Source organism: Actinomycetospora aeridis (assembly GCF_037400275.1).
GTDB classification, from domain to species: Bacteria; Actinomycetota; Actinomycetes; order Mycobacteriales; family Pseudonocardiaceae; genus Actinomycetospora; species Actinomycetospora aeridis.
In genome coordinates this window covers 438861-464646 of record NZ_JBBEGL010000001.1, presented here as the reverse complement: position 1 = coordinate 464646, position 25786 = coordinate 438861, and the positions used below count along the sequence as shown (strand labels likewise).

The 25786-nt window shown below is 74.7% G+C and carries 27 protein-coding genes and 1 tRNA gene; 9 read left to right on the top strand and 19 right to left on the bottom strand.

The window, feature by feature from the left end:
• Positions 1-32: 32 nt before the first annotated feature.
• The 3 genes from WCD41_RS02215 to WCD41_RS02205 all read right to left on the bottom strand — a co-directional run bounded on the left by WCD41_RS02215 (position 33) and on the right by WCD41_RS02205 (position 2204).
• Positions 33-506, bottom strand: coding sequence for an MSMEG_0572/Sll0783 family nitrogen starvation response protein (locus WCD41_RS02215; RefSeq protein WP_337705290.1), 474 nt, complete (start codon positions 504-506; stop codon positions 33-35).
• Positions 507-586: 80 nt separating this feature from the next.
• Positions 587-856 (bottom strand): hypothetical protein, encoded by a 270-nt coding sequence (locus tag WCD41_RS02210; RefSeq protein ID WP_337711741.1) that lies wholly within the window; start codon positions 854-856, stop codon positions 587-589.
• 1 nt (position 857) lies between these two features.
• A complete protein-coding gene (locus WCD41_RS02205; RefSeq protein WP_337711740.1) occupies positions 858-2204 on the bottom strand; it encodes an FAD-dependent oxidoreductase in 1347 nt (448 codons plus the stop codon).
• A 136-nt stretch (positions 2205-2340) separates the two neighbouring features.
• On the opposite strand from WCD41_RS02205, the gene WCD41_RS02200 reads away from it, so the two are divergent.
• Positions 2341-2946, top strand: coding sequence for a helix-turn-helix domain-containing protein (locus WCD41_RS02200; protein WP_337711739.1), 606 nt, complete (start codon positions 2341-2343; stop codon positions 2944-2946).
• On the opposite strand, the gene WCD41_RS02195 is transcribed toward WCD41_RS02200, so the two are convergent.
• The 7 genes from WCD41_RS02195 to WCD41_RS02165 are packed head-to-tail and all read right to left on the bottom strand — an operon-like array spanning position 2877 to position 10547.
• Positions 2877-3635, bottom strand: coding sequence for an oxamate carbamoyltransferase subunit AllH family protein (locus tag WCD41_RS02195; protein ID WP_337711738.1), 759 nt, complete (start codon positions 3633-3635; stop codon positions 2877-2879). The two genes, WCD41_RS02200 and WCD41_RS02195, sit on opposite strands and share 70 nt — an antisense overlap.
• On the bottom strand, positions 3632-5035 hold the full coding sequence (locus WCD41_RS02190) for a YlbE family protein (protein WP_337711737.1): 1404 nt from the start codon (positions 5033-5035) through the stop codon (positions 3632-3634). Before WCD41_RS02190 ends, WCD41_RS02195 begins: the two co-directional genes overlap by 4 nt.
• Positions 5032-6549 (bottom strand): argininosuccinate lyase, encoded by a 1518-nt coding sequence (gene argH, locus WCD41_RS02185; RefSeq protein WP_337711736.1) that lies wholly within the window; start codon positions 6547-6549, stop codon positions 5032-5034. The genes WCD41_RS02190 and argH overlap by 4 nt, the downstream gene beginning before the upstream one ends.
• Positions 6546-7529 carry a 1-aminocyclopropane-1-carboxylate deaminase/D-cysteine desulfhydrase gene (locus WCD41_RS02180; RefSeq protein WP_337711735.1) on the bottom strand — a complete coding sequence of 328 codons (984 nt, stop codon included), beginning with the start codon at positions 7527-7529 and terminating at the stop codon, positions 6546-6548. The genes argH and WCD41_RS02180 overlap by 4 nt, the downstream gene beginning before the upstream one ends.
• Positions 7526-8860 (bottom strand): class-II fumarase/aspartase family protein, encoded by a 1335-nt coding sequence (locus tag WCD41_RS02175; protein WP_337711734.1) that lies wholly within the window; start codon positions 8858-8860, stop codon positions 7526-7528. Before WCD41_RS02175 ends, WCD41_RS02180 begins: the two co-directional genes overlap by 4 nt.
• Positions 8845-9762 (bottom strand): XcbA family protein, encoded by a 918-nt coding sequence (locus WCD41_RS02170; RefSeq protein ID WP_337711733.1) that lies wholly within the window; start codon positions 9760-9762, stop codon positions 8845-8847. The genes WCD41_RS02175 and WCD41_RS02170 overlap by 16 nt, the downstream gene beginning before the upstream one ends.
• Positions 9759-10547, bottom strand: coding sequence for a phosphosulfolactate synthase (locus tag WCD41_RS02165; RefSeq protein ID WP_337711732.1), 789 nt, complete (start codon positions 10545-10547; stop codon positions 9759-9761). The genes WCD41_RS02170 and WCD41_RS02165 overlap by 4 nt, the downstream gene beginning before the upstream one ends.
• A gap of 64 nt (positions 10548-10611) precedes the next feature.
• Here WCD41_RS02165 and WCD41_RS02160 point away from each other — a divergent pair, with 64 nt between their 5' ends.
• Positions 10612-11592, top strand: a complete 981-nt coding sequence (locus tag WCD41_RS02160) for an AIR synthase related protein (RefSeq protein WP_337711731.1) — start codon at positions 10612-10614, stop codon at positions 11590-11592.
• A 5-nt stretch (positions 11593-11597) separates the two neighbouring features.
• On the opposite strand, the gene WCD41_RS02155 is transcribed toward WCD41_RS02160, so the two are convergent.
• Positions 11598-11933: a hypothetical protein gene (locus tag WCD41_RS02155; protein WP_337711730.1), complete on the bottom strand. Its 336-nt coding sequence runs from the start codon at positions 11931-11933 to the stop codon at positions 11598-11600.
• Between the two features lie 86 nt (positions 11934-12019).
• On the opposite strand from WCD41_RS02155, the gene WCD41_RS02150 reads away from it, so the two are divergent.
• Complete coding sequence (locus WCD41_RS02150; protein WP_337711729.1) at positions 12020-12412, top strand: OsmC family protein; 393 nt, start codon at positions 12020-12022, stop codon at positions 12410-12412.
• Here WCD41_RS02150 and larC read toward each other — a convergent pair.
• From larC to WCD41_RS02130, 4 genes are read right to left on the bottom strand one after another with little or no spacing between them, the layout of a single operon-like run.
• Positions 12399-13601, bottom strand: coding sequence for a nickel pincer cofactor biosynthesis protein LarC (gene larC / locus WCD41_RS02145; RefSeq protein ID WP_337711728.1), 1203 nt, complete (start codon positions 13599-13601; stop codon positions 12399-12401). The genes WCD41_RS02150 and larC overlap by 14 nt on opposite strands.
• Positions 13594-14262 carry a nickel pincer cofactor biosynthesis protein LarB gene (gene larB, locus WCD41_RS02140; protein WP_337711727.1) on the bottom strand — a complete coding sequence of 223 codons (669 nt, stop codon included), beginning with the start codon at positions 14260-14262 and terminating at the stop codon, positions 13594-13596. The genes larC and larB overlap by 8 nt, the downstream gene beginning before the upstream one ends.
• On the bottom strand, positions 14259-15065 hold the full coding sequence (gene larE / locus WCD41_RS02135; RefSeq protein WP_337711726.1) for an ATP-dependent sacrificial sulfur transferase LarE: 807 nt from the start codon (positions 15063-15065) through the stop codon (positions 14259-14261). Before larE ends, larB begins: the two co-directional genes overlap by 4 nt.
• Positions 15066-15101: 36 nt before the next feature.
• Positions 15102-15623, bottom strand: a complete 522-nt coding sequence (locus WCD41_RS02130; protein WP_337711725.1) for a hypothetical protein — start codon at positions 15621-15623, stop codon at positions 15102-15104.
• A 101-nt stretch (positions 15624-15724) separates the two neighbouring features.
• Between WCD41_RS02130 and WCD41_RS02125 the strand changes: the two genes are divergently transcribed.
• Entirely contained in the window at positions 15725-16495 is a 771-nt protein-coding gene (locus WCD41_RS02125) for a bestrophin-like domain (RefSeq protein WP_337711724.1), read from the top strand.
• A gap of 2 nt (positions 16496-16497) precedes the next feature.
• Here the strand turns inward: WCD41_RS02125 and WCD41_RS02120 are convergent, their stop codons facing one another.
• Positions 16498-17265 (bottom strand): SIR2 family NAD-dependent protein deacylase, encoded by a 768-nt coding sequence (locus tag WCD41_RS02120; RefSeq protein WP_337711723.1) that lies wholly within the window; start codon positions 17263-17265, stop codon positions 16498-16500.
• 128 nt (positions 17266-17393) lie between these two features.
• Between WCD41_RS02120 and WCD41_RS02115 the strand changes: the two genes are divergently transcribed.
• On the top strand, positions 17394-17930 hold the full coding sequence (locus tag WCD41_RS02115; protein ID WP_337711722.1) for a hypothetical protein: 537 nt from the start codon (positions 17394-17396) through the stop codon (positions 17928-17930).
• Here the strand turns inward: WCD41_RS02115 and WCD41_RS02110 are convergent.
• Entirely contained in the window at positions 17924-18355 is a 432-nt protein-coding gene (locus WCD41_RS02110) for a DUF6194 family protein (RefSeq protein ID WP_337711721.1), read from the bottom strand. The two genes, WCD41_RS02115 and WCD41_RS02110, sit on opposite strands and share 7 nt — an antisense overlap.
• Positions 18356-18543: 188 nt before the next feature.
• Positions 18544-19476, bottom strand: a complete 933-nt coding sequence (locus WCD41_RS02105) for an NAD-dependent epimerase/dehydratase family protein (protein WP_337711720.1) — start codon at positions 19474-19476, stop codon at positions 18544-18546.
• 181 nt (positions 19477-19657) lie between these two features.
• Here WCD41_RS02105 and WCD41_RS02100 point away from each other — a divergent pair.
• A tRNA-Arg gene (locus tag WCD41_RS02100) sits at positions 19658-19731 on the top strand.
• A gap of 163 nt (positions 19732-19894) precedes the next feature.
• Here WCD41_RS02100 and WCD41_RS02095 read toward each other — a convergent pair.
• Positions 19895-20443 carry a hypothetical protein gene (locus WCD41_RS02095; protein ID WP_337711719.1) on the bottom strand — a complete coding sequence of 183 codons (549 nt, stop codon included), beginning with the start codon at positions 20441-20443 and terminating at the stop codon, positions 19895-19897.
• A gap of 90 nt (positions 20444-20533) precedes the next feature.
• On the opposite strand from WCD41_RS02095, the gene mblB reads away from it, so the two are divergent.
• Genes mblB through WCD41_RS02080 form a run of 3 tightly spaced genes read left to right on the top strand, consistent with a single transcriptional unit; the run spans position 20534 to position 25775 of the window.
• Positions 20534-21928, top strand: coding sequence for an anti-phage 6A-MBL system MBL-fold protein (gene mblB / locus WCD41_RS02090; protein WP_337711718.1), 1395 nt, complete (start codon positions 20534-20536; stop codon positions 21926-21928).
• Positions 21925-24696, top strand: a complete 2772-nt coding sequence (locus tag WCD41_RS02085) for a ThiF family adenylyltransferase (protein ID WP_337711717.1) — start codon at positions 21925-21927, stop codon at positions 24694-24696. Before mblB ends, WCD41_RS02085 begins: the two co-directional genes overlap by 4 nt.
• Entirely contained in the window at positions 24693-25775 is a 1083-nt protein-coding gene (locus WCD41_RS02080) for a patatin-like phospholipase family protein (protein ID WP_337711716.1), read from the top strand. Before WCD41_RS02085 ends, WCD41_RS02080 begins: the two co-directional genes overlap by 4 nt.
• Positions 25776-25786 lie beyond the last annotated feature (11 nt).

Genomic DNA, 25786 nt, shown 5'->3' with positions numbered 1-25786 from the left:
CGCCGTGTGCGCCGCCCCGTCGCCACCACCGGTCAGACGGTCCAGGTCTGCATCACGAGCGCACCTTCGCGCCGCGCGGTCAGCTGGGCGTCGAGGACGTCCAGCGGGTTGATCGGCTTGACGCCCTCCATCATGTCGACCTCGCGCATGCCGTAGAGCATCGCCGCCGAGAACCGGCAGGCGTAGACCTTGCCGCCCTCGTTCATGAAGGTCGTGAGCTGCTTGTTGTAGCCCAGCGCCCCGGGGAACGCCTCGTCGCCGACCTTCGGGAAGCCGCGCGACGCGGACGCCATCAGGGAGCCCGGGCCGAACAGGACGATGCTGGTGTCGAAGCCCTTCCGGTTGACCCGGGTGGCGGTCAGCATGTTGACCAGCCCGACCGAGCCCTCGAAGGGCACGGTGTGCATGAAGATGTAGGCCTTCTCGCCCTGCTCGGCCTGGATGTCGTCGAAGACCTTGTCCTCGTAGTCGACGATCGCGTCGCCGGGGCTGACACGCTCACCCACGATCTGGACCACTGGTACCCCTCGTCTCTGTCTTGTGTGGTGCTCCCGGCGGGTGGGTCCCGCCGCTGTCGGTGGGGCGGTCAGACCGCCGGCTCGCGCCGTTCGGGCGGCGGGGCCCAGGTCTGCCGGTGGCTGCCCGGCATCGCGCGGAGGATCCGGTGGCGCAGGGGCCACGGGAGCGCCCGGTAGACCGGCGCGAAGACGCGTAGCCAGGCGAGCTCGAGGGGCCCGTGGGGGCGGCGCGGTCCGCGGGTGCCCGGGTAGCGCTTCGCGAGCTGCTCGTGGGCGCCGACCATCAGGTAGTGCTGGGAGTTCTCGCGGAGCCACCGGGAGAACGAGGTGCGGGCCATGTCAGAGCTTCCCGGCCTTGCGCAGCTCGTCGAGCCCGTTGGTCGCCGCGACGACGATCGGCTCGTTGAGCGCCCCGATCGCGGGCGAGTAGACGTTCTCCATGGTCGACAGGTCGTGGAACGTGAAGCCGTGCTTGACGGCCATCGCCAGGAAGTCGGCGCGCTCCTTGATGCCCTCCTGGCCGACCATCTGCGCGCCGATGAGGCGCAGGCTGCCGGGCTCGGCGAGCAGCTTGACCTTCACCGGCTTCACGCCCGGGTAGTAGCGCGCCCGCGAGATGCCCTGGGCCTGGCCGAGCACGTAGGGGATGCCGAGTGCGGTCGCGGTGGTCTCGCCGAACGAGGCGCCGCCGATGATCCACTTGCCGGCCGGCGTGCCCCAGGGCACGTAGACCGCCTTGTAGGCGCGGGTGCCGCCGCCGGCGTTGACCCCCGCGGTCTTGCCCTGCGCGTAGGCGTGGCTGCCCGTGAGCCCCTGCAGCGGCACCCGCGTGAGCCCGTGCGGGACCTCGACGGCGTCGCCCGCCGCGTACACGCCGGGCACTGAGGTGGCCATCCGCTCGTCGACGATGATCCCGCCCGTGGAGCCGATCTTCAGGCCCGCGGCGGCGGCGAGGCGCGCGTTCGGCGTCTTGTGGGTCGCGACGACGACGAGGTCGCACGGCAGCTCGCCGTCGGAGGTCGCGACGGCGTTGACGTGCCCCTGCCCGACGAAGCCCTGGAGGGTGGTGTTGAAGTGCGCGACGACGCCGAGCTCGCGCCACGACTCCTCGACCGGCGCCATGATGTCCGGGTCGGCCATGTCGGCGAGCGGCCAGGGGTGCGGGTCGATGAGGTGGGTCTCGATGCCGCGGTGGGCGAGCGAGGTGGTCATCTCGACGCCGAGCGGGGTCGCGTGGACGACGACCGCCCGCTTCACGGAGTCGAGGACCTTGTCCCACTCCATCGCCGCGCGGATGTTCTTGACGTAGTACAGGCCCTCGAGCTCGCCGCCGGGCACGCCCGGGTCGGCGTACTCGAACCCGGTGGCGACGATCAGCGTGTCGTAGCCGACGGCGCCCTCGCCGGCGACCTGCACGGTGCGCGCGGCGGTGTCGATGCCGGTCACCGTCGTCTCGTAGTGGACGTCGATGCCGACCTGGACGTACTGCTCCTTGGTGGCCAGGAACAGCCGCTCGAAGTCCGGGATCTCCTGCCCGTGGACGTAGGGGATGCCGCAGGGGCTGTAGGCCACGTCCTCGAACTCGGTGTAGACGACGACCTCGGCGTCCGGGTTCGCGGCCTTCACCCCGCCCGCGGAACCCAGCCCGGCGGCACCGCCGCCGATGATCACGGTCTTGTGCGGCACGCGGACCCTTTCCTCGACCCCTACGATGCGTGGCTCGGAGCCGGTCGACGCCACGCGCCGGATCCGACAGGATGTCCACCAAAGTTGATGCGTGTTGACCATACTGACCGCGTCGTGGGTGTCAAGGAGTAGCGCCATGGCCCGATCAGCAGCCGAGCCCGCGGGCTCCGCCGGGACACCGGCCGGCTGGGAGACGGTGGTCGACGCGATCGGCCCCAAGGTGCGTGACCTGCGCCAACAGGCCGGCCTGTCGCTCCAGCAGCTCGCGCGGCGCGCCGACGTGTCGGCGGCCGCCATCCACAAGGTGGAGCGCGGCGACATGGTCCCGACGATCACGACGCTGCTGAAGCTCGCGGACGCCCTCGAGCGGCCCATCGGCCACTTCGTCGGCGACGAGGCCCCCACGACCGTGGCGTCCGTGGTCGCCGCCGGGGCGGGCACGGTGGTCGCCGACGACGCCGGCACCACCCGCACCGCGATCACCGCCGCGCCGGAGCGCTTCCGGGTGGGTGGCGCCGCGGTGGTCGTGGACGCCGGCGCGGAGGGCACGTCCGGGGGGCCGCAGGCCGGCGAGGAGCTGGTGCACCTGCTCCACGGCAGCCTCGAGGTGGAGGTCGCCGGGGAGCGCCACGTCCTGGGCGCCGGCGACACCATCCAGTTCCCCGCCGACCGTCACACCCGCTGGCGCAATCCCGGACCCGCGGCGGCGCGCGCGGTCTGGCTCACGACGCGGGGCAGCTGACCCAGCCCGAGCGCCATCCCGGCCGCGAGGTGCCGGCCGGAGTCGGCGCCGAGGCGGTGCAGCCTGGTCAGCGCGCGGGTCGCGGCAGTTCGGTCGCCGGCGGCGACCGCGTGCAGCCAGACGTGCGCGGGCGCGACCGACTGCCCCCGCGCGGCCCAGGTCAGGAACGCCCGCGCGACCTCGGTGGTCCGCACGGTGTCCGTCAGCGACCGGAGGCGTTCCTCGCCGACGCCCGCGGCCCGCGCCACCAGCAGCACGCCGGCGAGCACGTCGTCACCGGCCGGCGTGAGGCCCGGACCCCGCCCGCCGACGGCCGCGGCGAGCTCCTCGAGGCTCCCCGCCCGTGCCGCGGTCCCGATCATCTCGCCGGGCACGAGCGCGTCCCGGGCGAGGGCGGTGTCGCCGAACGCCCGCGGCAGCGTCCCGCGCCACACCGCCCCCGGTCCGCGGACCGCCCACCGCTCCCCCGCGAGCCGGGTGCCGTCGCCCGTGACCGCCTCGCCCACCCGGCACGGCGGCAGCGCCGCGCACCGGACGTGGATCGGCCCCGCGTCGACGCCGGGCGCGACGAGCGCGACCAGCTCGCCGTCCAGGCGCAGGTAGGCCGCCCGGCGATGCACCGACACGACGCGCCCGGTCACCGGGCGGCGCAGCAGGCCGGCGGCACCGAGACCGGCGTCGATGATCATCCGGCGAGCGCGTGCAGGGCCTCGGTGAAGCAGGCCAGCGGCGCCGTCGCCACCCCGGCGCCGACCTGGCCCTGCCCCGACGACGCCGCGAGGATCCCGGTGTTGACCTTCGGGGTGACGCCCGTCGCCACCACCTTGCGCAGGTCGACCCCGACCGGCGTCCCGGCGAACCCCGCCGCGGGCAGCGTGAACCGGCTGCTCGCCCCCACGCAGATGCGCCGGAACGCGTCGGTGGCCGCGGCGGCGTCGGCCATCGAGCCGCCGAGGAACGCCGCGACGGCCGGCGAGTTCGCCGCGGCCGGCCCGCCGAGGCCCACGAGCTCGAGGACGGCGCTGTCGCCGATGTCGGGCGCCGCGTCGTCCGGGCCGAGGCCGGAGTAGTAGAGCGCGTCGCCGACCGGCGGCGCGGCCGTCGTGTACCAGCGGTCGGAGCCCGGCAGGCGGATGCCGAAGGTCGTGCCGTTGCGGGCCATCGAGGTGACGATCGACGAGCCCGGCACGCGCCCCGCCCACAGCGTCAGCGCCTTCGCCGCGGCCATCGCCGGGGTGAGGAAGAACAGGTGGTTGCCGGCGAGGAAGTCGGCGAAGGGGCCGCGGACGTCGTCGGGCAGGGCCGCGACGTGCCCGAGCCAGGTGCGCGCGAGCAGGTTGGTGGCCGCCTGGGTGCGCATGTGCAGGTCGTCGCCCATGGCGATGCCCTGCGCCGCGAGGGCCAGGACGTCGAGGGGTCCGGATCGCTGCAGCACGGCGGCGAGCGCCGGGCCGACGGCGTCGCGCAGCAGGCGCAGGCGGGCGATCGCGGCGTCGGTGTCGCGGCCGAACCAGGGCACCTCGCCGGGGCCCTGGTTGATCGGCGCGAACGAGCGCACGAGGCCGTCGTCGGCGGTGAGCTCCACGACGAGCACCGGGGCCGACGGCCCGATCGCGCTGGCCATGGGCACGACCATGTCGTGGTGGTTGGCGGGCTCGAGGCGCACGCCGCCCTCGGCGAGCAGGCGGTCGGCCGCGGCGACGTCGGCGGCCCATCCCTCGGCGACGGTCGCGGCGCGCATCGAGCGGCGCAGCGGGTCGCAGGCCTGCGCCCAGTCGACCGCCGGGCCGCAGTGCAGCAGCATCCGCCCCTCGACCCCGGGCACGACCTCGTCGGCGCGGCGCACGCCGGTCAGGAACGGCACGCCGGTGTCGAGGCGGCGCAGGACCTCGGCGTTGGCGACGTCGACCGACGGGTCGGCGTACAGGCGCGTCAGGGCCCGCACGGCGTCCGGGTCGCCGCCGGCGGGCGGGCGCCAGTCGACGTGGGTGACGGTGCCGCCCTGGGCGCGGACCGCGTCGGCGAACATCGGCAGCCCGACGTTCACCACGGCGATCTCGTCGGGCAGGGCTCGGACGGGTGCGGTCATCGGGACTCCCTCTCGGCGCTCTCGGGGGTGGTGGCCTGGCGGACGGCGTCGAGCAGCGCGGTCTCGGCCCCGTCGAACGCGGCGAGGCGCTCGCGGGCCCGGGCGTCGAGCTGGTCGAGCCGGTGGGTGAGGTCGGCGGTCATGCGCGCGACCGCGGCGGGCGCGGCGCCGCCCTGCGCGTCGCGGGAGAGCACGATCCGCCACGGGTCGAGCGCGCCGGTGAGGTCGGTCCCGGCGAGCCCGAGCGCACGGCCGGTGTGCTCGAGCGCCGCGCGGTCGAGCATCTCGCCGGTGATCTCGACGCCGGGGACGCCGGCCCGGCTCGCGGTGCGCACCGCGCGCCCGACGACGAGGTAGGCGGTGCGGTAGTCGACGTCGCAGGTCTGCACGAGGTGCTCGGCGAGGTCGGTGGCCTGGCTGTACCCGCCGCGGACCTCCTCGGCGAGCCGGTCGGCGTTGACGCGCAGGGTGCGCACGACGCCCGCGGCGAGCCGGGTGATGCGCAGCGTGAGGTCGAGCGCGCGGGGGACCTCGCCGTAGGCGTAGATCAGGTTGTCGCTGCGCGCCGACGGGCTCTTGCTCACCGCGAGGAAGCCCGACAGGCGCCCGATGAGCACGCCGGACGCCCCGCGGATGATCGAGAGCGAGTACGGGTTGCGCTTCTGCGGCATGAGCACGCTGGCGCGCGTGAAGCCGTGGTCGAGGTCGACGTAGTCGAACTCGCTGGACGACCAGATCTCCAGGTCCTCGGCGAGCTTGGAGAGGTTCGAGACGAGGCTGGAGGCCACCGCGAGCACGGAGATCAGCCCGTCGACCTGCCACATCGCGTCCCGGGTGTGCTCGATGACGCCGTCGAACCCGAGCGCCTCGGCGACGAACGCGCGGTCCTCCAGCAGCCGGGTGCCGTTGACGCAGCCGGCGCCGCCCGGGCTCGTATCGACCCAGTCGAGCTCGGCGAGCAGGCGCTGCCCGTCGCGCACGGTGGAGTAGACGAACGAGAGCAGGTAGTGGGCGAACGTCGAGGGCTGGGCGTGCTGCAGGTAGGTCTGGTCGGGCATCACCGTCTCGGTGTGCTCCTCGGCGCGCGCCACCGCGTCGCGCCCGAACCGGACCGCCTCGCCGACGAGCTCCGCGATCTGGTGCCGCACGTGCAGGCGCAGCGCGATCCGGACGGCCTCGCGCCGCGGCCGCCCGGCGTGCAGCCAGCCCGCGACGTCGCCGAGCTGGGAGACGAACCACGCCTCGCGGGAGTTGTAGGGCTCACCGAGCTCCGGGTCGTAGGGGAACTCCTCGGCCGGGGTCGCCTGGGCGACCAGGAGCAGCTCCAGCAGCGCCCGCTGCGCCGCGGCGGGGACGAGGCCCCGGCGGGAGAGGTCGAGCACGTGCGCGATGTCGGCGAGGTTGAGCCCGCGGTGCAGGAACGGGGCGTCGGCGTTCTCGAGCGCGAACCCCGACGCCACGAGCTCGGGGGCGGGACCGCCGACCGGCGGCCCCTCGTCGCGGTGGGCGCTCACGGTGCTCCTTCCGGGCTATGTGAGCGAACTTCGGGGCGATAGCCCCGAAGTTCGCTCACATGGGAGAGGGCGGAGACGAGGCCGCCGGTGGACCACAGGAGGGTCGGGTCGGGGCCGGCGTGCGCGACGTGCTCGATCGCCACGGCCGCGGCCTTCGCCCCGTAGGTGTCGTCGAGCAGCAGGCCCTCGGTGCGCAGGACGAGGTCGGCGGCGGCGCGGTCGGCGGGCGACGCCACCCCGAAGCCGGGACCCCGGGCATCGACGATCGTCAGCTGCTCGCGACACGGCGGCGGCGAGTCCAGGAGCGCCGCCGTCGCCCCGGCGAGGGCGAGGACCGCGGCGGTGATCTCGTCGGGCGGGCGGCTCACCGACGCCCCGAGCACCCGCCAGCCGGTGCCCGCGAGGCCCGCCAGCAGGCCCGCGACGCTGCCGCCGGAGCCGACGGGGATCACCACGGTCGGGGCCTGCGCCTCGGTCCACTGCGCGACGACCTCCGCCGCGGCGCACGCGAACCCGAGGGCGCCCACGGGCGTCGCCCCGCCGCGGGGCACGGCGAGCGGGCGCCGGCCCTCGCGTTCCAGCTCCGCCCCGAGGCGCGCCACCTCGCCGTCGACACGACCCCGGTCGTCCGAGCCGAGCGGGTGGATGCGCGCGCCCGCGGCGGTCGCCAGCGCCAGGTTCGTCGTGCCGTGCGGGTCGCCCCACACCACCAGCTCGCAGTCCAGGCCGGCGACCCGCGCCGCCTGGGCCGCCGCGGCGACGAAGTTCGAGTCGGGCCCGCCGCCGGTGACGAGCACGTCGCGGCCGCGGGCGCGGGCGTCGCCCAGCAGGTGCTCCAGCGCGCGGACCTTGTTGCCCGCCACCGCGAACCCGAGGAGGTCGTCGCGCTTGACCCACAGGGGGCCGCAGCCCACGGCCGCGCGCAGCCGGTCGGCCCGCACGAGCGGGGTCGGCAGGATGCCGAGCGCGAAGCGGTTCACGTGTCCCGCCCGCGCGCCACGACCGCGTCCACCATCGCCACCGCCACCCGGTCGGCCGGGCGCGCGAGCCAGCCCCGCACCTCGTCGGCGCTCGCGATCCCCCGGGCCGCCAGCTCGCCGGCGAGGTCACCGCCGTCGCGGAGCAGCGACTGGAGCAGGTCCTGCGCGGCGTGCTTGCCCAGCCGCGGGGAGAGCGCTGCGAGCACGCGCTCGGAGCCCAGCCGGTCGCCGTGGCGGGCGAGGTTGGCCGCCATCGCGTCGGCGTGCACCTCGAGCCCGTCGACCAGGGTCCGCGCCAGCGCGGCCGCCGTCCCGACGAGCAGGCAGACCTCCGGCAGCGCCGCCCACTCCGCCTTCCACGCCCGCCCGTCGCGCTCGTGCGCGGCGACCATGCTCTCGAGCAGCACGCCGGCCGACGACCGCGCCAGCCGCGCGAGGGTGTCGAGGTGCTCGCTCGCCTCGGGGTTGCGCTTGTGCGGCATCGTGATGCTGCCGACGGCGGTCGGGGAGGTCGGCTCGGCGAGCTCGCCGATCTCCGGGCGCGCCAGCTCGTAGACCTCGCCGCCGATGCGCGCGAGCGTGCCGGCGACCATCGCGAGCACACCGCCGAACTCGGCGACGCGGTCGCGGCTCGTCGTCCAGGAGATCCCCGGGTCGCCGAGCCCGAGCTCCGCGCAGAACGCGGCCCGCAGGGCGAGCGGGTCGACGCCCTCGTCGTCGTGGAAGGCCAATGCGCCGACGGCGCCGGCGAGCTGCCCGACCGCCCAGCGCGGGCGCCCCTCGTCGAGGCGCTCGACGTGCCGGCGCAGCTCGTCGGCCCACGACGCGGCCTTGAGTCCGAACGTCACCGGCGCCCCGGGCTGCCCGTGCGTCCGTCCCGCGATCGGGGTCGCCCGGTGGGTGGCGGCGAGCGCGAGCACGCGCTCCTCGAGCAGGCGCACGTCGCGGCGCACGATCGCCCCGACGTCGCGCATCACCGTGCCGAACCAGGTGTCGGTGACGTCCTGCACCGTCGCGCCGACGTAGACGTGCTCGCGCGCGGTCTCGGGCAGCACGGCCTGCAGGCCCCGGATCAGCCCGAGCGTGGAGTGCGACGTCGCGCGGGTCTGCGCGGCGACCTCGTCCCAGTCGAGCTCCTCGACCCGCGCCCGGCGAGCGATCTGCTCGGCCGCCTCGGCCGGCACGATCCCGGCCCGCGCCTGTACGCGCGCGAGCGCGACGAGGACGTCGAGCCACGCCTGCCAGCGCGCCTCCTCGCCGAGCAGCGCGGTGAGCTCGGGGGTGCTCCAGAGGTGGGCGTAGACGGGCGAGTCGGTCAGGCGGGCGACCACGACGGCTCCTCCCGCCGCGCGAGACGGCCGAGGGCCTCGCGGACGTGCTCGAGCGACGACCCCCACGGCACCGACACCCACCGCGTCGTGCCGTCCGGGCCCTCGACGCTGCCCTCGGCGAGGTCCTCCTGCTGCAGGCAGCACTTGGTGAGCACGGCGCCGCCTCCCTCGGCCCCGACCGCAGCCAGGGGGCACGTGTCGACGGATGGCGCCTCGCGGCCGTAGAACCAGCGGTGGATCTGGCGCGAGCGCTCGCAGCCCAGCAGCGTCCAGTCGGCCTCGGGCGGTCGTTCGTCGAGGTACGACACGGCGGCCCCGGGCACCTCGCCCCCGCCGCCGCGACAGGGCAGCAGGTAGTGCGCCGCCGGGTGGGCCGCGGCGAGGTCGGCCAGGTCGACGACGTGCGGCGTCAGCGCGATCGGCGGGAGGTCCTCGGCGAGCTCGAGCACGCGGCGGGCCTGGTCGGCGAGCTTCGCGGGGCGCGGCGGCACCACCTCCCGCACGGTGACCGGCAGCGGGCGGGCGTCGAGGATGAAGTTCACGTGCTCGTAGCGCCCCTGCACGACGACGGCGCGCGCCGCGGGCACCTCCGCCGCGGCGGCCGCGAGCTGCGTCGGCACCCCGGTGTCGATCTCGGGACGGTGCAGCAGCACGGTCTCGTCCGGCCCCGCCAGCAGGCGCACGTCGACGATCGGGCTGAACAGCTGGTCGTCCCCGGCGCGGGTGACGCCCAGCAGCGCCACCGGGCCGTCGCCGTCCCCGGGCGGGCGCACCACCAGGAACCGCGTCTTCCAGTAGGCCTCGCGGCCGAGGTAGCGCTCGCGCAGCGTCGCCTCGTCGTAGGGCAGCGGCGCACGGGCCACGGCGACGCCGCGGTAGCGCCCGGGGACGAGGTTGGTCATCGGCCGAGCTCCGCGGAGATCGCGGCGGGGACGGTCGCCGCGGCGGTGTCCGAGCGCAGCCCGAGGCGCAGGGTCTCCAGCCCGAGCACGTCCTCGAGGGCGATGTTGCCGAGGTTGACGTCGGGCCCGAAGCGGCGCACGAACCACGCCTGCTGGTGCGCGCGCGGCGCCTCGAACACGAGGTGCGCCGGGCCGACGGCGCCGGCCAGGGCGTCGACGACGTCCTCGCGCACGCCACCGTCGGCGTCGAAGATCCCGACGGTGCCGCTCTGGCGCCCCTCGGCGACGACGAGGTGGGCGCCGGCCTCGCGGTCGGCGGCGGCCTCGTCGCGCCACTGCTCGAGGGTGTGCTGCTGGTCGGGGTCCTTGGCGCCGACCTCGGTGACCACCGCGAAGCGGTCCGCCGCCCGCTCCACCAGCGCGCGCTTGTCGGCGACGGTCATCGGCACCGTGCCGCGGGAGACCTCGACGTGGCGGAACCCGACGCCGTGCGCCCACGCCAGGCACTGCTCGGCGACGCCCTGCGCCCACGCGATCTCCAGCAGCGTGCCGCCGAGGCACGACGCCACGCCGTGCCCGTCGAGCACCGCGATCTTCTCGGCGATCCGCGGGTCGACGTAAGCGGTGCCCCAGCCGGTCTTCCAGATGTCGACGAACGCGCCGGCGCCGGCGAGCAGGTCGGCCGCCGCGCTCGGGCCCACCCCGGGGTCGAGGACGTGCGTGAGCCCGACCGTCCGCGGCGCGGACGACCGGTCAGGCAGCGTCAGGAAGCTCGGGGTCGCCATGAGCCGATGTTAGATCACATAATGAACGAACAACCACTATCGATGACGACGGGACGTGACCCCGGTGCTCCCTGCCGCAGCCGCCACGCGCGACCTCTCCGCGCTCGCCCACCGCGTCGCCACCCACCCCGGCACGCGCGGGAAGGCGGCGATCGGGCTGGTCAGCGAGGTGTTCGGCGGCGCGGACTGGCTGGGCGGGCCGGGCGACGACGGCGCGGTGGTGGAGACCGCCGGTGGCCGGGTCGTCGCCTGCGGGGAGGCGCTGTGGCCGCCGTTCGTGGCCGGCGACCCCTGGGGCGCGGGCTTCGCCGCGGTGCTGACCAACGTCAACGACGTCGCCGCCATGGGGGCCGAGCCGCGGGGCATCGTCAACACCGTGAGCGCCACCGAGGGCCACGCGCGCGCCGTCCTCGAGGGCATGAAGCACGCGTGCCGGCTGTTCGACGTCCCGGTCCTCGGCGGGCACCTCACCCGCCACGACGGCGAGCCGTCGGTGTCGGCGTTCGCGGTCGGCGAGGTCGGGGGCGAACCGCTCTCGGTGACGCGCGTGACGCCGGGCCAGAGCCTCGTCGTCGCGGCCGCCCTCGACGGCACGATGCGCGCCGACTTCCCGTTCTTCCCCGCCTTCGAGCAGCGCGGCGAGCGCTGCGCCGGCGACGTCCGGGTGCTCGCCGAGATCGCGCGCTCCGGCGCCGCGGTGGCCGCCAAGGACGTCAGCATGGCGGGCCTCGTCGGCTCGCTGGCGATGCTGCTGGAGTGGGGCACGTTCGGGGTCGAGGTGGACCTCGACGCCGTCCCGACCCCCGCAGGTGTCGACGTCGGCGACTGGCTGACCTGCTTCCCGAGCTTCTGCTTCCTGCTGTGCGTGCCCCCGGGACGCGAGGCCGACGCGGTCGCCCCGTTCCGGGCGCGCGGGCTCGAGGCGGCCGTGGTGGGGCGCATCGACGACACCGGGCGGGTGCGCCTGCGTCGCGGCGACGAGGTGGCCGAGGCGTTCGACCTGACGCGCGAGGGCGTCACCCGCCTGGCGCGGGACGACCGGTGACCGGCTCAGAGGACGCACCGCAGCGGCGCCGGCGCGCCCCGCAGCGCGACGTCCGCGGCGAGGGCGAACAGCCGCAGCGCGCGGTCCGGGCAGCGCCACACGTGGTCGGACGCGAAGTCGAGCCACGACTCCGGGGGCACCACCTCGGCGCCCGAGTAGTCCAGCTCCCCCCAGGTCACGGCGATCTCGAGGAGGTCGAGCACGGCGTCGGGGTCCGACTCCACCGCGAGCAGCCGGTCGTGGTGGGCGCTGCCCCGCAGCGTGGCGGGACAGCCGCACCGCACGGCGCCGAGGTCCGCGGACAGCGGGACGACGACGTCGCTCGCGACGGAACGGGACATGGTGACCTCCCCCAGCACACTGCTGCTGTGACCCGAGCCACTGTGCTCTGTGGTGTTGCACGGGTGTTGCACGCGGGCGGAACGCGGTGAAGCAGCGCCGCGTCGGTGCCGTCTGGGAGGGCGGCATGCGCTGCACCGTCGACGCCGGCGGCTTCCCCCTCGTCGTCGACGAGCCTCCGTCGGCCGGCGGCACCGGGCTGGGCCCGCAGCCCACCGAGCTGCTCCTCGGCGCGGTCGCGTCGTGCTTCACCCTGGCCCTGGCCCACACCGCGGCCAAGCGCGGGATCGACCTGCGGGGCCTGACGGTGGACGCGACGGGCACCTACGACGGTCCGCGCTTCACCGCGATCGACATCGCGGTGCACGCGGAGGCGCCCGCCGGCGAGGAGCTCGAGCGGCTCGCGACCGTCGCCTCGCGGGTCTGCTACGTCACCAACACCCTGCGCGGCAGCCCGCCCGTCACGGTCACGACCGGCTGAGCGCGTCCCGGGCGCGCGCGGCGACCTCCGCGACCGGGACACCCAGGGCGCGGGCCGCGGCCTCGACGTCGGCGATCTCCGGCTTCGCCCGCTCGGTCCCGTCGGCGAGCCGCGCGACCTTGACGGTGACGTCGTGCCCGCCGACGACCACGGTCACCGCCCGCCGCGGCAGGGTCTCGCGCTGCCACGCCGACCAGCGCAGACCGATGGTCGTGGTGTGCCGGAAGACCGCGTCGGCGACGGCCGGGCGCACCGCCTCGTCGCACACCGCCGAGAGCACGTGCCCGGGCCGTCCGTGCCGGGCGACGATCGGGCTCGTCCAGCAGTCCCAGGCGCCCGCCGCGCGGACGGCCTCGAGCACCGAGGGCCAGAGCTGGGGATCGAGGTCGTCGACGGTCGCCTCGAGGACGACGACCTCCCCGGTCCGCACCCCCTCGGCGCTCCGGGCGGCGCCGAGGACGACGCGGGTGACGTTGGGGCGGTCCGGGGTGTCGCGCGCTCCCCCGCCGACGCCGACCGCCCGCACGGTCATCGCCGGGAACGGGCCGGGCCGGGCGAGGGCGGCGAGCAGCGCCGCGCCGGTCGGGGTGGTCCGCTCGCCGGCGAGGTCACCGCCGGGGTCGTCGCCGCCCAACGCGAGCCCGTGGCGGGCGGCGAGCTCGACCACCGCGGGCACGGGCACCGGGAGCCGCCCGTGCGCGGCGCGGACCGTGCCGCTGCCGGCGGCCAGGGGCGAGCAGGCGAGCGTCGCGCCGTCGGCGAGCAGCCCGAGGTCGTCGGCCGCGCTCACCACCCCGACGACGTCGGCGAGCGCGTCGTGGGCGCCGACCTCGTGGAGGGTGACGGTCGCGGGGTCGGTGCCGTGCACCGCGGCCTCCGCCGCCGCGAGCAGCGTGAACGTCCGGTGCGCGGCGTCCCGGGCCCGTGGCGGGAGGTCGGCGCGGTCGACCAGCGCGAGGATGTCGGGCAGCCGCCGGTGTCCCGGGTCGTCCGGCACGGTGACGTGCGCGCGCCGGCAGCGCAGGCCGCCGCGCCGGTCGTCCTCGGTACGCACGTCGAGCCCCGGGATCCCGAGCGCGGCGACCGACGCCCGTACCCGGTCCTCGGCGGCGCCCGCGTCGACCAGTGCCGCGAGCAGCATGTCGCCGGCGGCGCCGGCGGTGGCGTCGACCCACCCGGCCTCACCCACCGGCCACGAGCCCCTCGATCCGGGCGGCGTGCACGGCCGCGCCGAAGCCGTTGTCGACGTTGACAACCACCAGGCCCGGGCTGCAGGTGGCCAGCATGGCGCCCGCCGCCGCGAGCCCGCCGGCCGCGACGCCGTAGCCCGTGCTCGTCGGCACCCCGACCACCGGCGCGGCGACCAGGCCGGCGACGACGCTGGGCAGCGCCCCGTCCATCCCCGCCACGACCACCACGGCGTGCGCGTCGCGGAGCCGGTCGAGGCGCCCGAGCAGCCGGTGCAGTCCGGCGACGCCGACGTCGGGGACCAGGTCGGCGGCGATGCCGAGCACGGCGAGCGTCGTCGTGCACTCGCGGGCGACCGGGAGGTCGGCCGTGCCGGCGGTGAGGACGACCGTGCGCCCGGCCGGGGCCGGGAGGTCGCCGACGACGACGGTGCGCCCGTGCTCGTCGATGGTCACCGCCTCGCCGGGGAACGCGCCGGGCGCCGCGGCGAGCACGCCGTCGGGGCAGCGGGTGGCGAGGGCGGGCCCGGACGGGTCGCCGGCACGCAGGCCCGCGAGCAGGGCGAGCGTCTGCTCGGTGGTCTTCCCCTCCCCGAGCACGACCTCGGGGACGCCGGTACGCCGCCGCCGGTCGTGGTCGAGGTCGGCGAACGACTCGGTCACCGACCCTCCACCGGGGTCAGCACCAGGTTGAGCGAGCCCGAGCGCAGCGGCCGGTCGTCGACGACCACCTCGTCGTACCCGGCGCCCCGCACCGCCGCCCGGATCCGCGCGCGCCCGTCGTCGTCGAGCGCGGCGAGCTCGTCGTCGCCCAGCTCCACCCGCGCGGCCGGCCCGAGGTGGCGCACCCGCAGGAGGCGGTGGCCCAGCGCCTTGAGCGCCGACTCCGCCCGGTCGACCAGCGCCAGGACGTCGACGCTGACCTCCGTCCCGTACGGCAGGCGCGACGCCAGGCAGGGGGACGCGGGCTTCTCCGCGCTCGGGACGCCGAGGAGGCGGGCGATCGCGCGCACCGCCTCCTTGCCGACGCCGGCCTCCACCAGCGGGTGGCGTACGCCGTGCTCGGCGGCGGCGCGGAGGCCGGGACGCCAGTCGCCGAGGTCGTCGGCGTTGGCCCCGGAGACGACGACCGCGCCGTCACCGGCGAGCGCGCCCAGCCGGTCGTAGAGCTCGGACTTGCAGTGGTAGCAGCGGTCGCGGTCGTTGCGCCGGTACCCGGGGCGCTCGAGCTCCGCGGTGTCGACGACCTCGTGCGCGATCCCGAGGACGCGGGCGACGTGCCGCGCGCCGTCGAGCTCGCCGGTCGCCAGCGCGGGCGACACGGCCGTGACCGCCCGCGCCCGCGGGCCCAGCTGCTCGGCCGCGACCGCGGCGACCACCGACGAGTCGACCCCGCCGGAGAACGCGACCACGACCGTCCCCAGCGCGCGGACGCGCCGGCGCAGATCGTCGAGCTGTGCGGCCACGCGTCCAGTCTCGCGCCGCACCTCGGCCCCGCAAAGTCAGGCCTGCAGGGCCCGCTGCTTCTTCGCGACCTTCGCCTCGGCCTGCGCCGCGCGCTGGTCGGCCTTGCGGACCTGCTTCTCCGCCTTCTTCTGCGCCTTCTTCTCCGCGCGCTGCCTGCCTGTGCCCAGCACCAACGCGGTGCCGATGCCGAGCATCCAGATGTCCTTCGCGATGGGCGTGCCCTGCTGGGTCGGCCGGAAGTTCCCGTCGTGCATGCCGGGCGTGCGCAGGTAGAGCCCGAGCAGGCCCGCCGAGAAGCCGGTCAGCGCGAGACCGGCGACGCGACCGGACACGAACGGCGCCAGCAACGCGCTGCCGACCGCGATCTCCCCGGCGGCGAGCGCCTTGAGGAACGTGGGCGGGTCCATGTCCTTGAGGAACGGGTAGGTGCCCGCCGCGAAGCCGTGGATGCCGGCCGCGGTCTCCTCGTCGCCGGACCACTTCTGGAGGCCCGAGTTGAGGATGAAGGCGCCCGTGGCGAGACGCTGCGGCACCTGGGCGAGGTCGAGAGAAGGCATGGGCTGATCGTGCGCCCGTGTCCGTCGGCGTGCAGCACCGGGGTCGGGGGCGCGATCAGCCGCTAGGCTCCGCCCGTGCCCGCCGCGCACCCGGGGCCCCGATGACCATGCTCCCCATCTGGCTGCTCTTCGTCCTGCTCGTCGTCGTCGGTCCGGTGCTGGTCACGGGCCTGCAGGTGCTCGTGCGCCGCCGGTGGCCGCACCTCGCCGAGGGCGAGCACAACGACGTCGCCGGTTACCTGATCGCGATCGTCGGCGTCATCTACGCCGTCCTGCTGGCGTTCGTCGTCGTGGTGACGTGGCAGCAGTTCAGCCAGGCGGGCGAGATCGTCGGCCAGGAGGCGAGCGCGCTGCGCGGCCTCTACCGCGAGAGCGTCGCGTTCCCGCCCGAGGTCCGCGAGCAGATCCAGGGCGACGTCCGCGACTACGCGACGGCCGTGATCACCCAGGAGTGGCCCGCGATGGGGGACGGCGACCCCGGCCACCCGGCGGTCGCCGCCGTGCTCGACCGCACCGCCGCGCACCTCGCCACGCTGCCCGCCGACACGCCGATCCAGCAGCAGTACATCGCCGTCGAGGCCGACCGGTTCGCCGAGCTCGTCTCGTTCCGCTCCCAGCGCCTCGACTTCGTCGGCCAGGGCCTCCCCGGTGTCCTGTGGGTGGCGCTGGTGCTGGGCGGCGTCGTCACCATCGCGTTCGGGATGATCTTCGGGTTGCGCAGCACCGCGCTGCACCTGTTCATGACGGGCAGCCTCGCGGCCACGATCGGCGTGCTCCTGTTCGTCGCCATCGCGATCGACCAGCCGTTCCTCGGTGATGTCGCCGTGCAGCCGGCGCCGTTCCAGCGCGTCCTGAACGACTTCGGACGCTGACCTCACAGCCCGTCGACGAGACGCGGCAGGATCTCCCCGACGCCGCCGCGCAGCACCACCGTCGCGACGTCGTCGTACGGGGTCGGCTCGCCGTTGACGATGATCACCGCCGCCCCGGCCGCGGCCGCGAGGTCGACGACGCCGGCCGCCGGGTGCACGCCGAGCGAGGTGCCCACGGCGAGCAGCACGTCGGTGTCGGCCGCCGCCTGCTGCGCCCGCATGATCACGCCGGCGTCGAGGTTCTGGCCGAACGAGATCGTCGCCGACTTCAGGATGCCGCCGCACTCCGGGCACGGCGGGTCGTCCTCCCCGGCCGCGACGCGCGCGAGGGCCTCCCCCATCGGCGCGCGGGCGCCGCACGACAGGCACTGGGTGTGGTGCATGGTGCCGTGCAGCTCGACGACGAGGTCGGGTGACGACCCGGCCGCCTGGTGCAGCTCGTCGATGTTCTGGGTGAGCAGCGCGACCAGCCGGCCCGAGCGCTCGAGGTCGACCAGCGCTGTGTGCGCCGGTCCGGGCCGGGCGTCCCAGATCGGGTGCACCGCGCGCTGGCGCCACGACTCCCGTCGCACCTCGGGGTCCTCGACGTAGGCCTGGTAGGTGGAGAGCCGCTCCGCGGCCGGGTTGCGCGTCCACACGCCCTGCGGCCCGCGGAAGTCCGGGATGCCCGAATCGGTGGACACGCCGGCGCCCGTCAGGACGGTCACGCGCCCGGCGCGGGCGAGGAGGTCGGCCGCCCGCGCGAGGTCCTCGGGCTCGTCGGAGGTCATACGTCACTGTCCCCCGGCCGGATGGTCGATGTAACACGCACTCGACTCACCCCGAACTCACCCGTGCGACGCCGCGAGCACCTCCGGGTGACGGAACCCCGGCTCCCGGCGCGCAGGGGGAGGGTGTCGTGGGGACCCACCGTCAGCCGTCGTCGCGCGTGATCGGCGTGCACAGCCTGCCGAGCGCCGTCATCTCGCTGATCCAGGAGCAGGCCGAGGTGCGGGGCCTGCGCCACGACCCGCTGCCCGAGGTGACGCACGCGGTGCGCACCGACGTGGTCACGGGCTCGAGCGGCTGGTTCGGCCGGGGCCGTCCGCGCCGCCGGACCACCGAGATGCTACTGACCTCCGAGGTCCTCGTGGTCACCGAGCACGACCCTGACCGGGAGGACGCCGGCGACGCGCAGGTGACGTTCCACCGCCTCCACCAGCTCGAGGTCACCCGCGCCGAGGGCCCGGAGCCCGGTCTCGAGCTGATCGGTACCCCGGTCGGCGCCACCGAGCGCGGCGCGCGCGTCGTCGCCACCGACGGCGGCCCCGAGGTCGAGCGTTTCCTGCGGGCGCTGGTCGAGGCCGCCGAGAGCTCCCGCCGGATCGACGTGCCGTCCTCGCGCTTCCCCACCGACGTCGAGGCCGTCCGGCCGCAGCCGCACGAGGTCTACTGACCCTTCCGCGGTCGCCGCGCGCCCTCCCGCGCCGCGGCGTGGGCGTGCGCCTCGTCGAGCAGGCCCGCCACCTCGGGCCAGGTCGTGTCCGGGTTGAGCACGCAGACGAAGCCGTACTCGCCGTAGACGGGGTGCGGCATCAGCACGTCGAGCGCCGTGAGGTCGTGCTCGGCCGAGTCGGTCCGTCCCCCGACCACCTCGGCCGCGCGGTCGGGCGGCAGCCCGATGTTCAGGCGGTACACGCCGGGCCGGGAGAGATCCGAGGCGGCATCGTGGGCGTCGGAGGTGACCACCGTGGCCCACCCGTTCCGGGGCCGCTGCTCGTAGGTCCCGTCGGGGTCACAGATGGCGTAGACGTCGCCGTCGGCCTCGAGGATCAGGGTGTCGGGATAGCGCAGCGCGGACGTGACGGTCGCGAGATCCATGTCCGGAGAGCAACACGTTTCCATGATCGCTCGTCCGTGTCGAGTGGTGAGCATCACAAAACAAGCGAAAGCGGCCCCGCCGCCGCTGGTGGCTCAACGGCCGGCGAGGCCGCCCCGACCGCCGGCCGTTGACCAGCGGTGCACAACCATTTCCCGGTGCGCCTCCGGCCCGAAACGGCTCGGGCGGGTCAGCCCGTCGCCCGCCGTCCACCGACTTCGTGCCACGCCCACGTGCGGGCGAGGCCGTCGCGCAGGTCCGTCGTGGCCTGCCACCCCAGGTGCCCTCGCGCCGGCTCCGGGTCGGCGACGTGGGCGACGTCGTGGCGGCGGTCGGACACCTCGCCGAAGCCGAGCGGGCCGCGGTAGCCCGCGATCCCGGCGAGCATCGTGACGACGTCCGCGATCGTCGCCGTGCGGCCCGACCCGATGTCGAGCACGCGGCCCGGCGCGTCCGGGGCCGTCGCGGCGCGGACGAACGCATCGCAGACGTCGTCGACGTAGACCCAGTCGACCGGGCGGACGCCGCTGGACAGCGACGGCGCGACGCCCTCCCGCAGTGACGTGCACACGTACGGGACGAGCTTGCGGGTGTCGGGCTGGTCGGGGCCGTAGACCATCGCGAGGCGCAGCACCGTCACCGGCAGATCCCACTGGGCGTGGAAGAGGCGCGCGTAGCCGGTGGCGGCGCCCTTGGCCGCGGCGTACGGCGAGACGGGCGCCTCCTCCCCCCGCGACTCCTCGATCGAGCCGGCGAGCACCACCCGGCAGCCCGGGACCTCGCTCGAGGCGGTCATGATCGCGACAGCGGCCCGGGTGTTGGCGTCGAGCATCGGCAGGGCCAGCCCGACCTCGCGCTGCCCCGCGACCAGGCTCGCGAGGTGGAGGACCACGTCGGGGCGGACCCGGCGCACGACCTCGGCGCACCCTCCGGCATCGAGGAGGTCGCCGTGGTGCTCGGTGGCGCCCTCCAGGACGGTCGGCTCGCGGTGCAGGGCGTGGCGGGTCAGGACGTGGACGTCGGCGCCGAGACGGCGCAGGTGTCGGCCGAGGTGGCGGCCGACGAACCCGGTGGCGCCGGTGAGGAGGACGCGCCGGTCGCGGAGGTGGTCGTGCTCGGACATGACAGGGCCTCGCGGGTGGGGAGGGGCGCCATGGAGCGCGACGTCGAGCGGACCGGGAGCGTCGGCGCGGCCGTGGCGGCTTCGATCACGGCCAGGGTCGGCCGCCCCGGTCGCCGGGAAACGTGGGACCCGCGTGCGGCCGGACACCTCGGTCCCGGCCGGGCGCTACGCTCTGCCCCGGGCCCCCGTAGCTCAGGGGATAGAGCACGGCTCTCCTAAAGCCGGTTGTCGCAGGTTCGAATCCTGCCGGGGGCACCGTTGCTGACGAGGCCTTCTGCGCCGGCACGACCCCGGCGAACGCCTGCCTACGCCCGTTTCGGGTGCGGGTCTGGGCGCGAACGTCCTCGACGCGGCCGGGGTCGCCCCCGCTGCTCGAGAGCCTTCCTGCCGTGGGGAGGGGCGACCTCGTCGATCACGTCTAGCCCCTGGGGTCTGGGCGATCCGATTGAGCCGGTCTAGGGCCTGCCTCGATCGCCACGTCGTCTTCGTCAGGGTCGGCGCCGGCATCGCGGGCTTCGTAGAGCTGGCTCGCGGTCAAATAGCCGGAGCGCTCGAGGAACCGCTCATACATGTCGACTCGCTGCTCGGTCTCCAGGTGGATGTTCTCCATCACCAATCTGGCCATCTCGAGCTGGCCGCGGTGCTGGGCGCGCACGGTGGCGCGGGCAGCGTCGAGGGTCGGGCCGAAGCGCTTCTGCGCCGCGGTCCTGCCGACGCCGAGGACGTCGCCGATCGCGCTCCAGGCGACGCCTCGGGCGCGGGCCTCCGCGACGAGCAGGATGAGGATCTCCTCTAGGTGCTCGGCGCAAAGGCGCGCGCTCTCGATGCCGGAGATCACGTCGTCGGGGTCTTCGGGTCGGGAGCGGCGGGTGACCTCGCGGACCGTGTGGCGCACCGCGCCGGCTCCGGGTCGCGGGTCGGCGACGGCCCACAGGTCGTCGGCGAAGCGGAGCTCCGGCCAGTGCATCCGTCCACCCTAGGTGGACTGCGCCAGCGGGGCCGCTGTCGGGTGTGCTGCACTGACGTCGCCGGGGGGACACGGCACGGAGACGACGCGGTGACGACGGAGCCGAAGATGCATCCGGGCATCCCCGTGCCGCCGGGCGGAGTACGTGAGAGCGGAGGGGGAGCGATGAACGACAACGAGCTGCCGGAGCTCGGCGCGGTGTTCTGGCCGGTCGGCATCGGCGACAGCACGACGCTGGTCCTCGGCGACGACGTGGTCGTGCAGATCGATCTGCACGACATGGACAAGGCCGACGACGACACGAACCCGGAGGTGCCGGTCGTGGACCGGCTGGTCGAGGCGCTGCCGACCGTCGACGACCGGCCCTACCTGTCGGTGTTCGCGCTCACCCACGCCGACAAGGACCACTGCCTGGGGTTCGCCGACCTGTTGGAAAAGGCAACCATCGGCGAGCTCTGGGCCACCCCCCGGTTGTGGCGCGAGTACATCAACGCCCCCGACGGCGAGGGCCTCTGCCCCGACGCGCAGGCCTTCCAGCGGGAGGCAGAGCGGCGGGTGGCGGCGATCAAGGCGGCCCTCGCGGGAGGCCGCGCCCCGGCGCACGGCGACCGCATCATCATCATCGGCTACGACACCGAGCAGGAGCAGCACGCCTACAGCGAGCTGCCCGCCGAGTTCAAGTCCGGTCCTGGCCACGAGATCAGCATGGTCGACGGCGTGGACTGCTCGGACCGGTTCCGCGCGTTCATCCACGCCCCCTTCGCCGCGGACTGCGCCGAGGAGCGCAACGACACCTCGTTGGCCATGCAGATCACCCTGACGCACGGGAGCGGCACTGCGGGGAGGCTGCTGCTGCTCGGCGATCTCGCCCACGACACGATCATGAAGATCATCGACTACAGCGAGGACCACGACCGGGCCGAGACCCTCGAGTGGGACGTGCTGCTGGCCGCGCACCACTGCTCGAAGAAGGTCATGTACGAGACCGGGACCGATCGGCTGCTCCAAGACGTGCTCGACGCCTTCGAGCGCCACGCCGTGGACGCCTCGGCGGTCGTTGTGGCCAGCAGTGCCCCGATCCCGGGCCTCAACCACGTCGGTGACAACCCGCCGCACCGCAAGGCCGCCAACCGCTATGAGGAGATCGCCGAGCTGCGGTGCACCATGTCGTGGCCCAGCACGGACGCGCCGGAGCCGATCGTGTTCCTGGTCGACGAGCACGATGCGGGCATGCTCAGCGCGCAGAGTATCGAACTCGCGGCCGCCGAGACCGCCACGGCGATGACGCCCATGCGGCTCGGTCGCGTCGCGGCAGCAGCCGCTGTGGTAGCCGGGGATGTTGCCGGCTGGGACTGGCCGGGCCCGGGGGAACCCGAGGGCGACGACTCGGACCGGCCGCAGGGGTTGGAGGGGGTGCGCGAGGCCGTCGTCACCGACCGCGGCGAACCAACGCCCCCGCAGACCCCGGTCACGTTCGGCCGGTGACCGGCGTGACCCGTTCCGGGCACACCCTCGCCGCCGAGCAGCTCGCAGCGCTGGAGGCGGTCTCTCACGGGAGAATCGAATTCGTCGACGACCGCGGCCCGGACGGCGGGTTGGTCGTCTCCCTCGACACGAGCACCGTGCCCCGCGGTCCCGGGATCACCGTGCGCGCCCGCGAGCGATTCCGGCTCCTGGTCCCGGTTACCTTCCCGTTCGACCCGCCACACGTGTTCGTCACGCATCGGCGGTGGGCGAAGACCCCGCACGTCCAGTGGGGACGCCTGCTCTGCCTATACGCCTCGACCTCGGTGGAGTGGACTCCGGCCGACGGGATCCGCGGACTCGTCGAGCGCCTGAGCCTCTGGCTCGAGCGGGCGGCCGCCGACGACCTCGACCCCGACGACCAGCCGCTGCACCCGCCGGTGACCTACACCGACCGCTCCGCGGGGATCGTTGTCGTGCGCGCCGACCTCGCCGACCGCGTCCCCTGGTTCACCGCCGCGACGGCGACCGCCCCCGCAACCGTCACCGCGACTGCCGCCGCCGACACCGTCAGCGCGTCGCCGGCCACGGCCACGTTGTTCGCGTGGTGTCGCCGCGACGACCAGCGACTCGATGTGCTGGGGTGGTGCACCCTCGCCGAGGTGGTCGGTCAGGTCCTCGAGGACGATCAGACCGGGTGCGACGAGCACGGCCGGCCCTACGTGGTCGTCGCCACGGTGCTCGTCGACGACCGGATCGGCTGGGAGTTCCCCGAGCACGCCCGAGATCTCGCCGACGCCCTCGACGGGTGCGGGTACCGACGCGACCAGCTGATCGATGCGATCACCGCCGCGACCCGGATCAACCGCTACCTCAGGACGCTGGATCCGAGCCCGGCGCAGGGCACCCCAGCCGCGGCGCACGAGACGACACCGAGACCGACTACGACCGGCGAGTCTTCCGTCGGCGGGCCCGCGATCGATGATCAGGTGAGGGTGCTGCTGGCCACTCCCGCGCGGCGCGTCGACACCGCACGCCTCGCCCACATCGTCGCGTGGCGCTTCGATGACCTCGGGACCGACATCACCACGCTGCTCGCCGACTTCGGCGAGCAGCACTCGACCGGCACCCCGGACCTCGACGACGAGCACGCGGAGCTCAACAAGCGGGTGCGCGCCCTGGTGCACGACTGGCTCGGGTTCGCGGGCATCCGGTGGTCGAGGGTGTATGAGCTGCGCGACGAGGTCACCCGTCGCCGCGACGCCCGCAGCGTGTTGTCCTGGATGCGCTCCAAACGGGTCCTGCTGCTGGGCGTGGGCGCCCTCGGCGCCCCGGTCGCCGACCAGGTCGTGCGCGCCGGCGTGAGCGAGGTGCTCATCGTCGACTCCGGGCGCGTCACCCCGGGGATCCTGGTCCGCCAGCCGTTCGTCGACGCCGACATCGGCACACCGAAGGCTCAGGCCTTGGCCGCCCGGCTCAACCGGATCGACGCATCGGCGGTCGCGCGTGCCCTGGTCGCAGATGTTCCTGCTGCTCTGCAGCGCGGCGACATCGACCCGTCGGCCTTCGATCTGATCATCGATGCCACCGCCGACGTCGCTACCCGGGCGGCGCTCGAACGCCGACACACGAGCGAGCGCGGCCGGTGGCCGGCGCTGGTGACCATGGTGATCGGTCACGAGGCCCGACGAGGGGTGGTGACGGTGTCGCTGCCCGGAGCGACCCGCGCCGGCCAGGATCTGCTGCGCCGTGTCGCCCTCGCCGGGCGCGGCGAGCATCAGGCCGCCTGGGGGGACATCGCCGCGGATCTGTTCCCCACCAAGGTTCGGGACCGGTTCTCACCGGAACCGGGATGCTCCGCACCGACGTTCGTCGGCTCGGCCAGCGAGGTCACCGCGCTGGGCGCCCAGCTGCTCACCCGCGCTGCCGTGGTCCTGGACGCCGCCGTGCACCCTGAACCGACAGCCGACGGAGACCCCGCGCCGGTGCCGCCACCCCCGATGACCGCCATCGCGGTCCGACTCCTCCCCGATCACCCCGGCCACCTGGCCGGCCGAGACACCCCGACGAGCACGTTGAGCTGGTACAACGATCTGTGCACCCGCGAGGAGCGCTTCGGCTACGAGCTACGGGTGGCGCCGGCGGCGCTGGCCGAGATGCGCACCGAGACCCGCCGCGGACGCCGGGTCCGTGGCCCGATGGTCGAGACCGGCGGGATGCTACTGGGCACCCTCGACGAGGCCACCGGCGTGATCACCATCGACCTCGCGACCGGCCCGTCGCCCGACAGCCTCCTTTCCGCGGCGTTCTTCGACCACGGCGTGGAGGGCACCCAGGAGATCGTGGCGCACCACCGCACCCGCAGCGGCGACTTGATCGGGTTCGCCGGGCTCTGGCACACCCATCCCGAGGGTCCCGCGCGACCCAGCGCCGTCGACGAGCGCGCCATCGCGACCCTGACTCGGCTGGGTCGCCGCGCTATCATGCTCATCCTCGCCGGCTCCGGCCCGGTGTGGGAGCAATGGTGCGACGGCACCGGGACACCCGAGCTCTACGCCCGGATGGAGCACACCACCGCTCCTCCACGCACTAGCCGGTCCGCTGTTGATGCCGCTCAGCTCGGGGCGCTCGCCGGCGCGGCGGTCTTCCCGGGCGGGTTCGCGGACTCAGCGCCGGGACGCGGCTCGGGGTCCGACGCGTACGTCGCCTCGGCCCTCGCTGGCTCGCCCGGACGGGTCTGGCGCCGGATCAAGTCCCGGTTCCGTTTCGGGCGATCGAGGCAGCCGTGAGTGGCGCGCGGATCGGGTTGGCCTTGTCAGGGGGCGGCTTTCGCGCGACCGCGTTCGGGCTTGGAGCCCTGCGCGGGCTGCACGACCTGGACCTGCTCCGGCACGTCGATGTGGTCTCGGGGGTCAGCGGTGGGAGCCTGCTGGCCGCCATGTGGGCCTACGGCCCGACCTCGTTCGACGAGTTCGACGACACCGTTGTGGAGCTGCTGCGCTCCGGTCTCCAGATCGAGACCGCGCGACGAGCAGCGTCGCCCCGCCGCCTCATTCGCCGCCATAATCGGACCCGCCGACCCGGAGGGCTCACCGACGTCCTCGCCGACACGATCGCCTGCCGACCGTTCGGAGCCCGGCTCTTGCCCGAGGTCACTCACCCGCACCTGTCCACGATGCTCGCGGCGACCGACCTCGCCAGCGGCAACGCCGTGCGCTTCGGAAGCGACCGCTCGTCCTGCTCGCGCTTCGGCGAGATCCTCGACCCGATTCCGGTCTGCGACGCGGTCGCCGCCTCCTGCGCCTACCCTGTCTTCCTCCCGCCGTTGACCCGGACCTACACCTTCCGGACCCGCTTCGGCGAGCCTGAAGGAAAGCGGCTGCGCATGACCGACGGCGGGGTCTACGACAACATGGGCATCTCTCCGCTGATGCCTGGGCGCTCCCGCACCCACACCGCGCAGGTCTACGACCCCGACTACATCGTCGCCGTCGATGCTGCCAGCGGACGCGAAACTGATCCCTCGCCCACACCAAGAGGGATCTATCGGCTCACGCTGGCGCGCAGCTTCGACATCACCCACACCAAGACCCAGGACGGCAACCGTGCCCAGTTGCACACGGTCGCCACCAATGGGCAGCTACGCGGTTTCGTGCACGCCTACCTCGGCATGCAGGACCGCAACCTGCCGATCCACGTCGAGGACTATGTACCTCGCTGCGCCGTTGACAGCATCGGCACCAGCTTCAAGGCGCTCACCGAGACCGAACTCCAAGCACTGACCACCCGCGGCGAACAGCTAACCCGAGTCCTGACTGCCCACTACCACCCCGAGCTTGCCGCGCCGCGGACCGACCGAGCGCCGTAGCCCCTCTCCGC

Excerpts from the sequence above, each read along its gene's own strand:
- WCD41_RS02190 (WP_337711737.1), bottom strand. The coding sequence starts at position 5,035 with ATGACCGCACCCGTCCGAGCCCTGCCCGACGAGATCGCCGTGGTGAAC.
- WCD41_RS02110 (WP_337711721.1), bottom strand. The coding sequence starts at position 18,355 with ATGGATCTCGCGACCGTCACGTCCGCGCTGCGCTATCCCGACACCCTG.
- WCD41_RS02165 (WP_337711732.1), bottom strand. The coding sequence starts at position 10,547 with ATGGCGACCCCGAGCTTCCTGACGCTGCCTGACCGGTCGTCCGCGCCG.
- WCD41_RS02120 (WP_337711723.1), bottom strand. The coding sequence starts at position 17,265 with ATGACCTCCGACGAGCCCGAGGACCTCGCGCGGGCGGCCGACCTCCTC.
- WCD41_RS02105 (WP_337711720.1), bottom strand. The coding sequence starts at position 19,476 with ATGTCCGAGCACGACCACCTCCGCGACCGGCGCGTCCTCCTCACCGGC.
- WCD41_RS02155 (WP_337711730.1), bottom strand. The coding sequence starts at position 11,933 with ATGTCCCGTTCCGTCGCGAGCGACGTCGTCGTCCCGCTGTCCGCGGAC.
- WCD41_RS02095 (WP_337711719.1), bottom strand. The coding sequence starts at position 20,443 with ATGCACTGGCCGGAGCTCCGCTTCGCCGACGACCTGTGGGCCGTCGCC.
- WCD41_RS02200 (WP_337711739.1), top strand. The coding sequence starts at position 2,341 with ATGGCCCGATCAGCAGCCGAGCCCGCGGGCTCCGCCGGGACACCGGCC.
- WCD41_RS02210 (WP_337711741.1), bottom strand. The coding sequence starts at position 856 with ATGGCCCGCACCTCGTTCTCCCGGTGGCTCCGCGAGAACTCCCAGCAC.
- WCD41_RS02125 (WP_337711724.1), top strand. The coding sequence starts at position 15,725 with ATGACCATGCTCCCCATCTGGCTGCTCTTCGTCCTGCTCGTCGTCGTC.
- WCD41_RS02130 (WP_337711725.1), bottom strand. The coding sequence starts at position 15,623 with ATGCCTTCTCTCGACCTCGCCCAGGTGCCGCAGCGTCTCGCCACGGGC.
- WCD41_RS02170 (WP_337711733.1), bottom strand. The coding sequence starts at position 9,762 with ATGACCAACCTCGTCCCCGGGCGCTACCGCGGCGTCGCCGTGGCCCGT.
- WCD41_RS02195 (WP_337711738.1), bottom strand. The coding sequence starts at position 3,635 with ATGATCATCGACGCCGGTCTCGGTGCCGCCGGCCTGCTGCGCCGCCCG.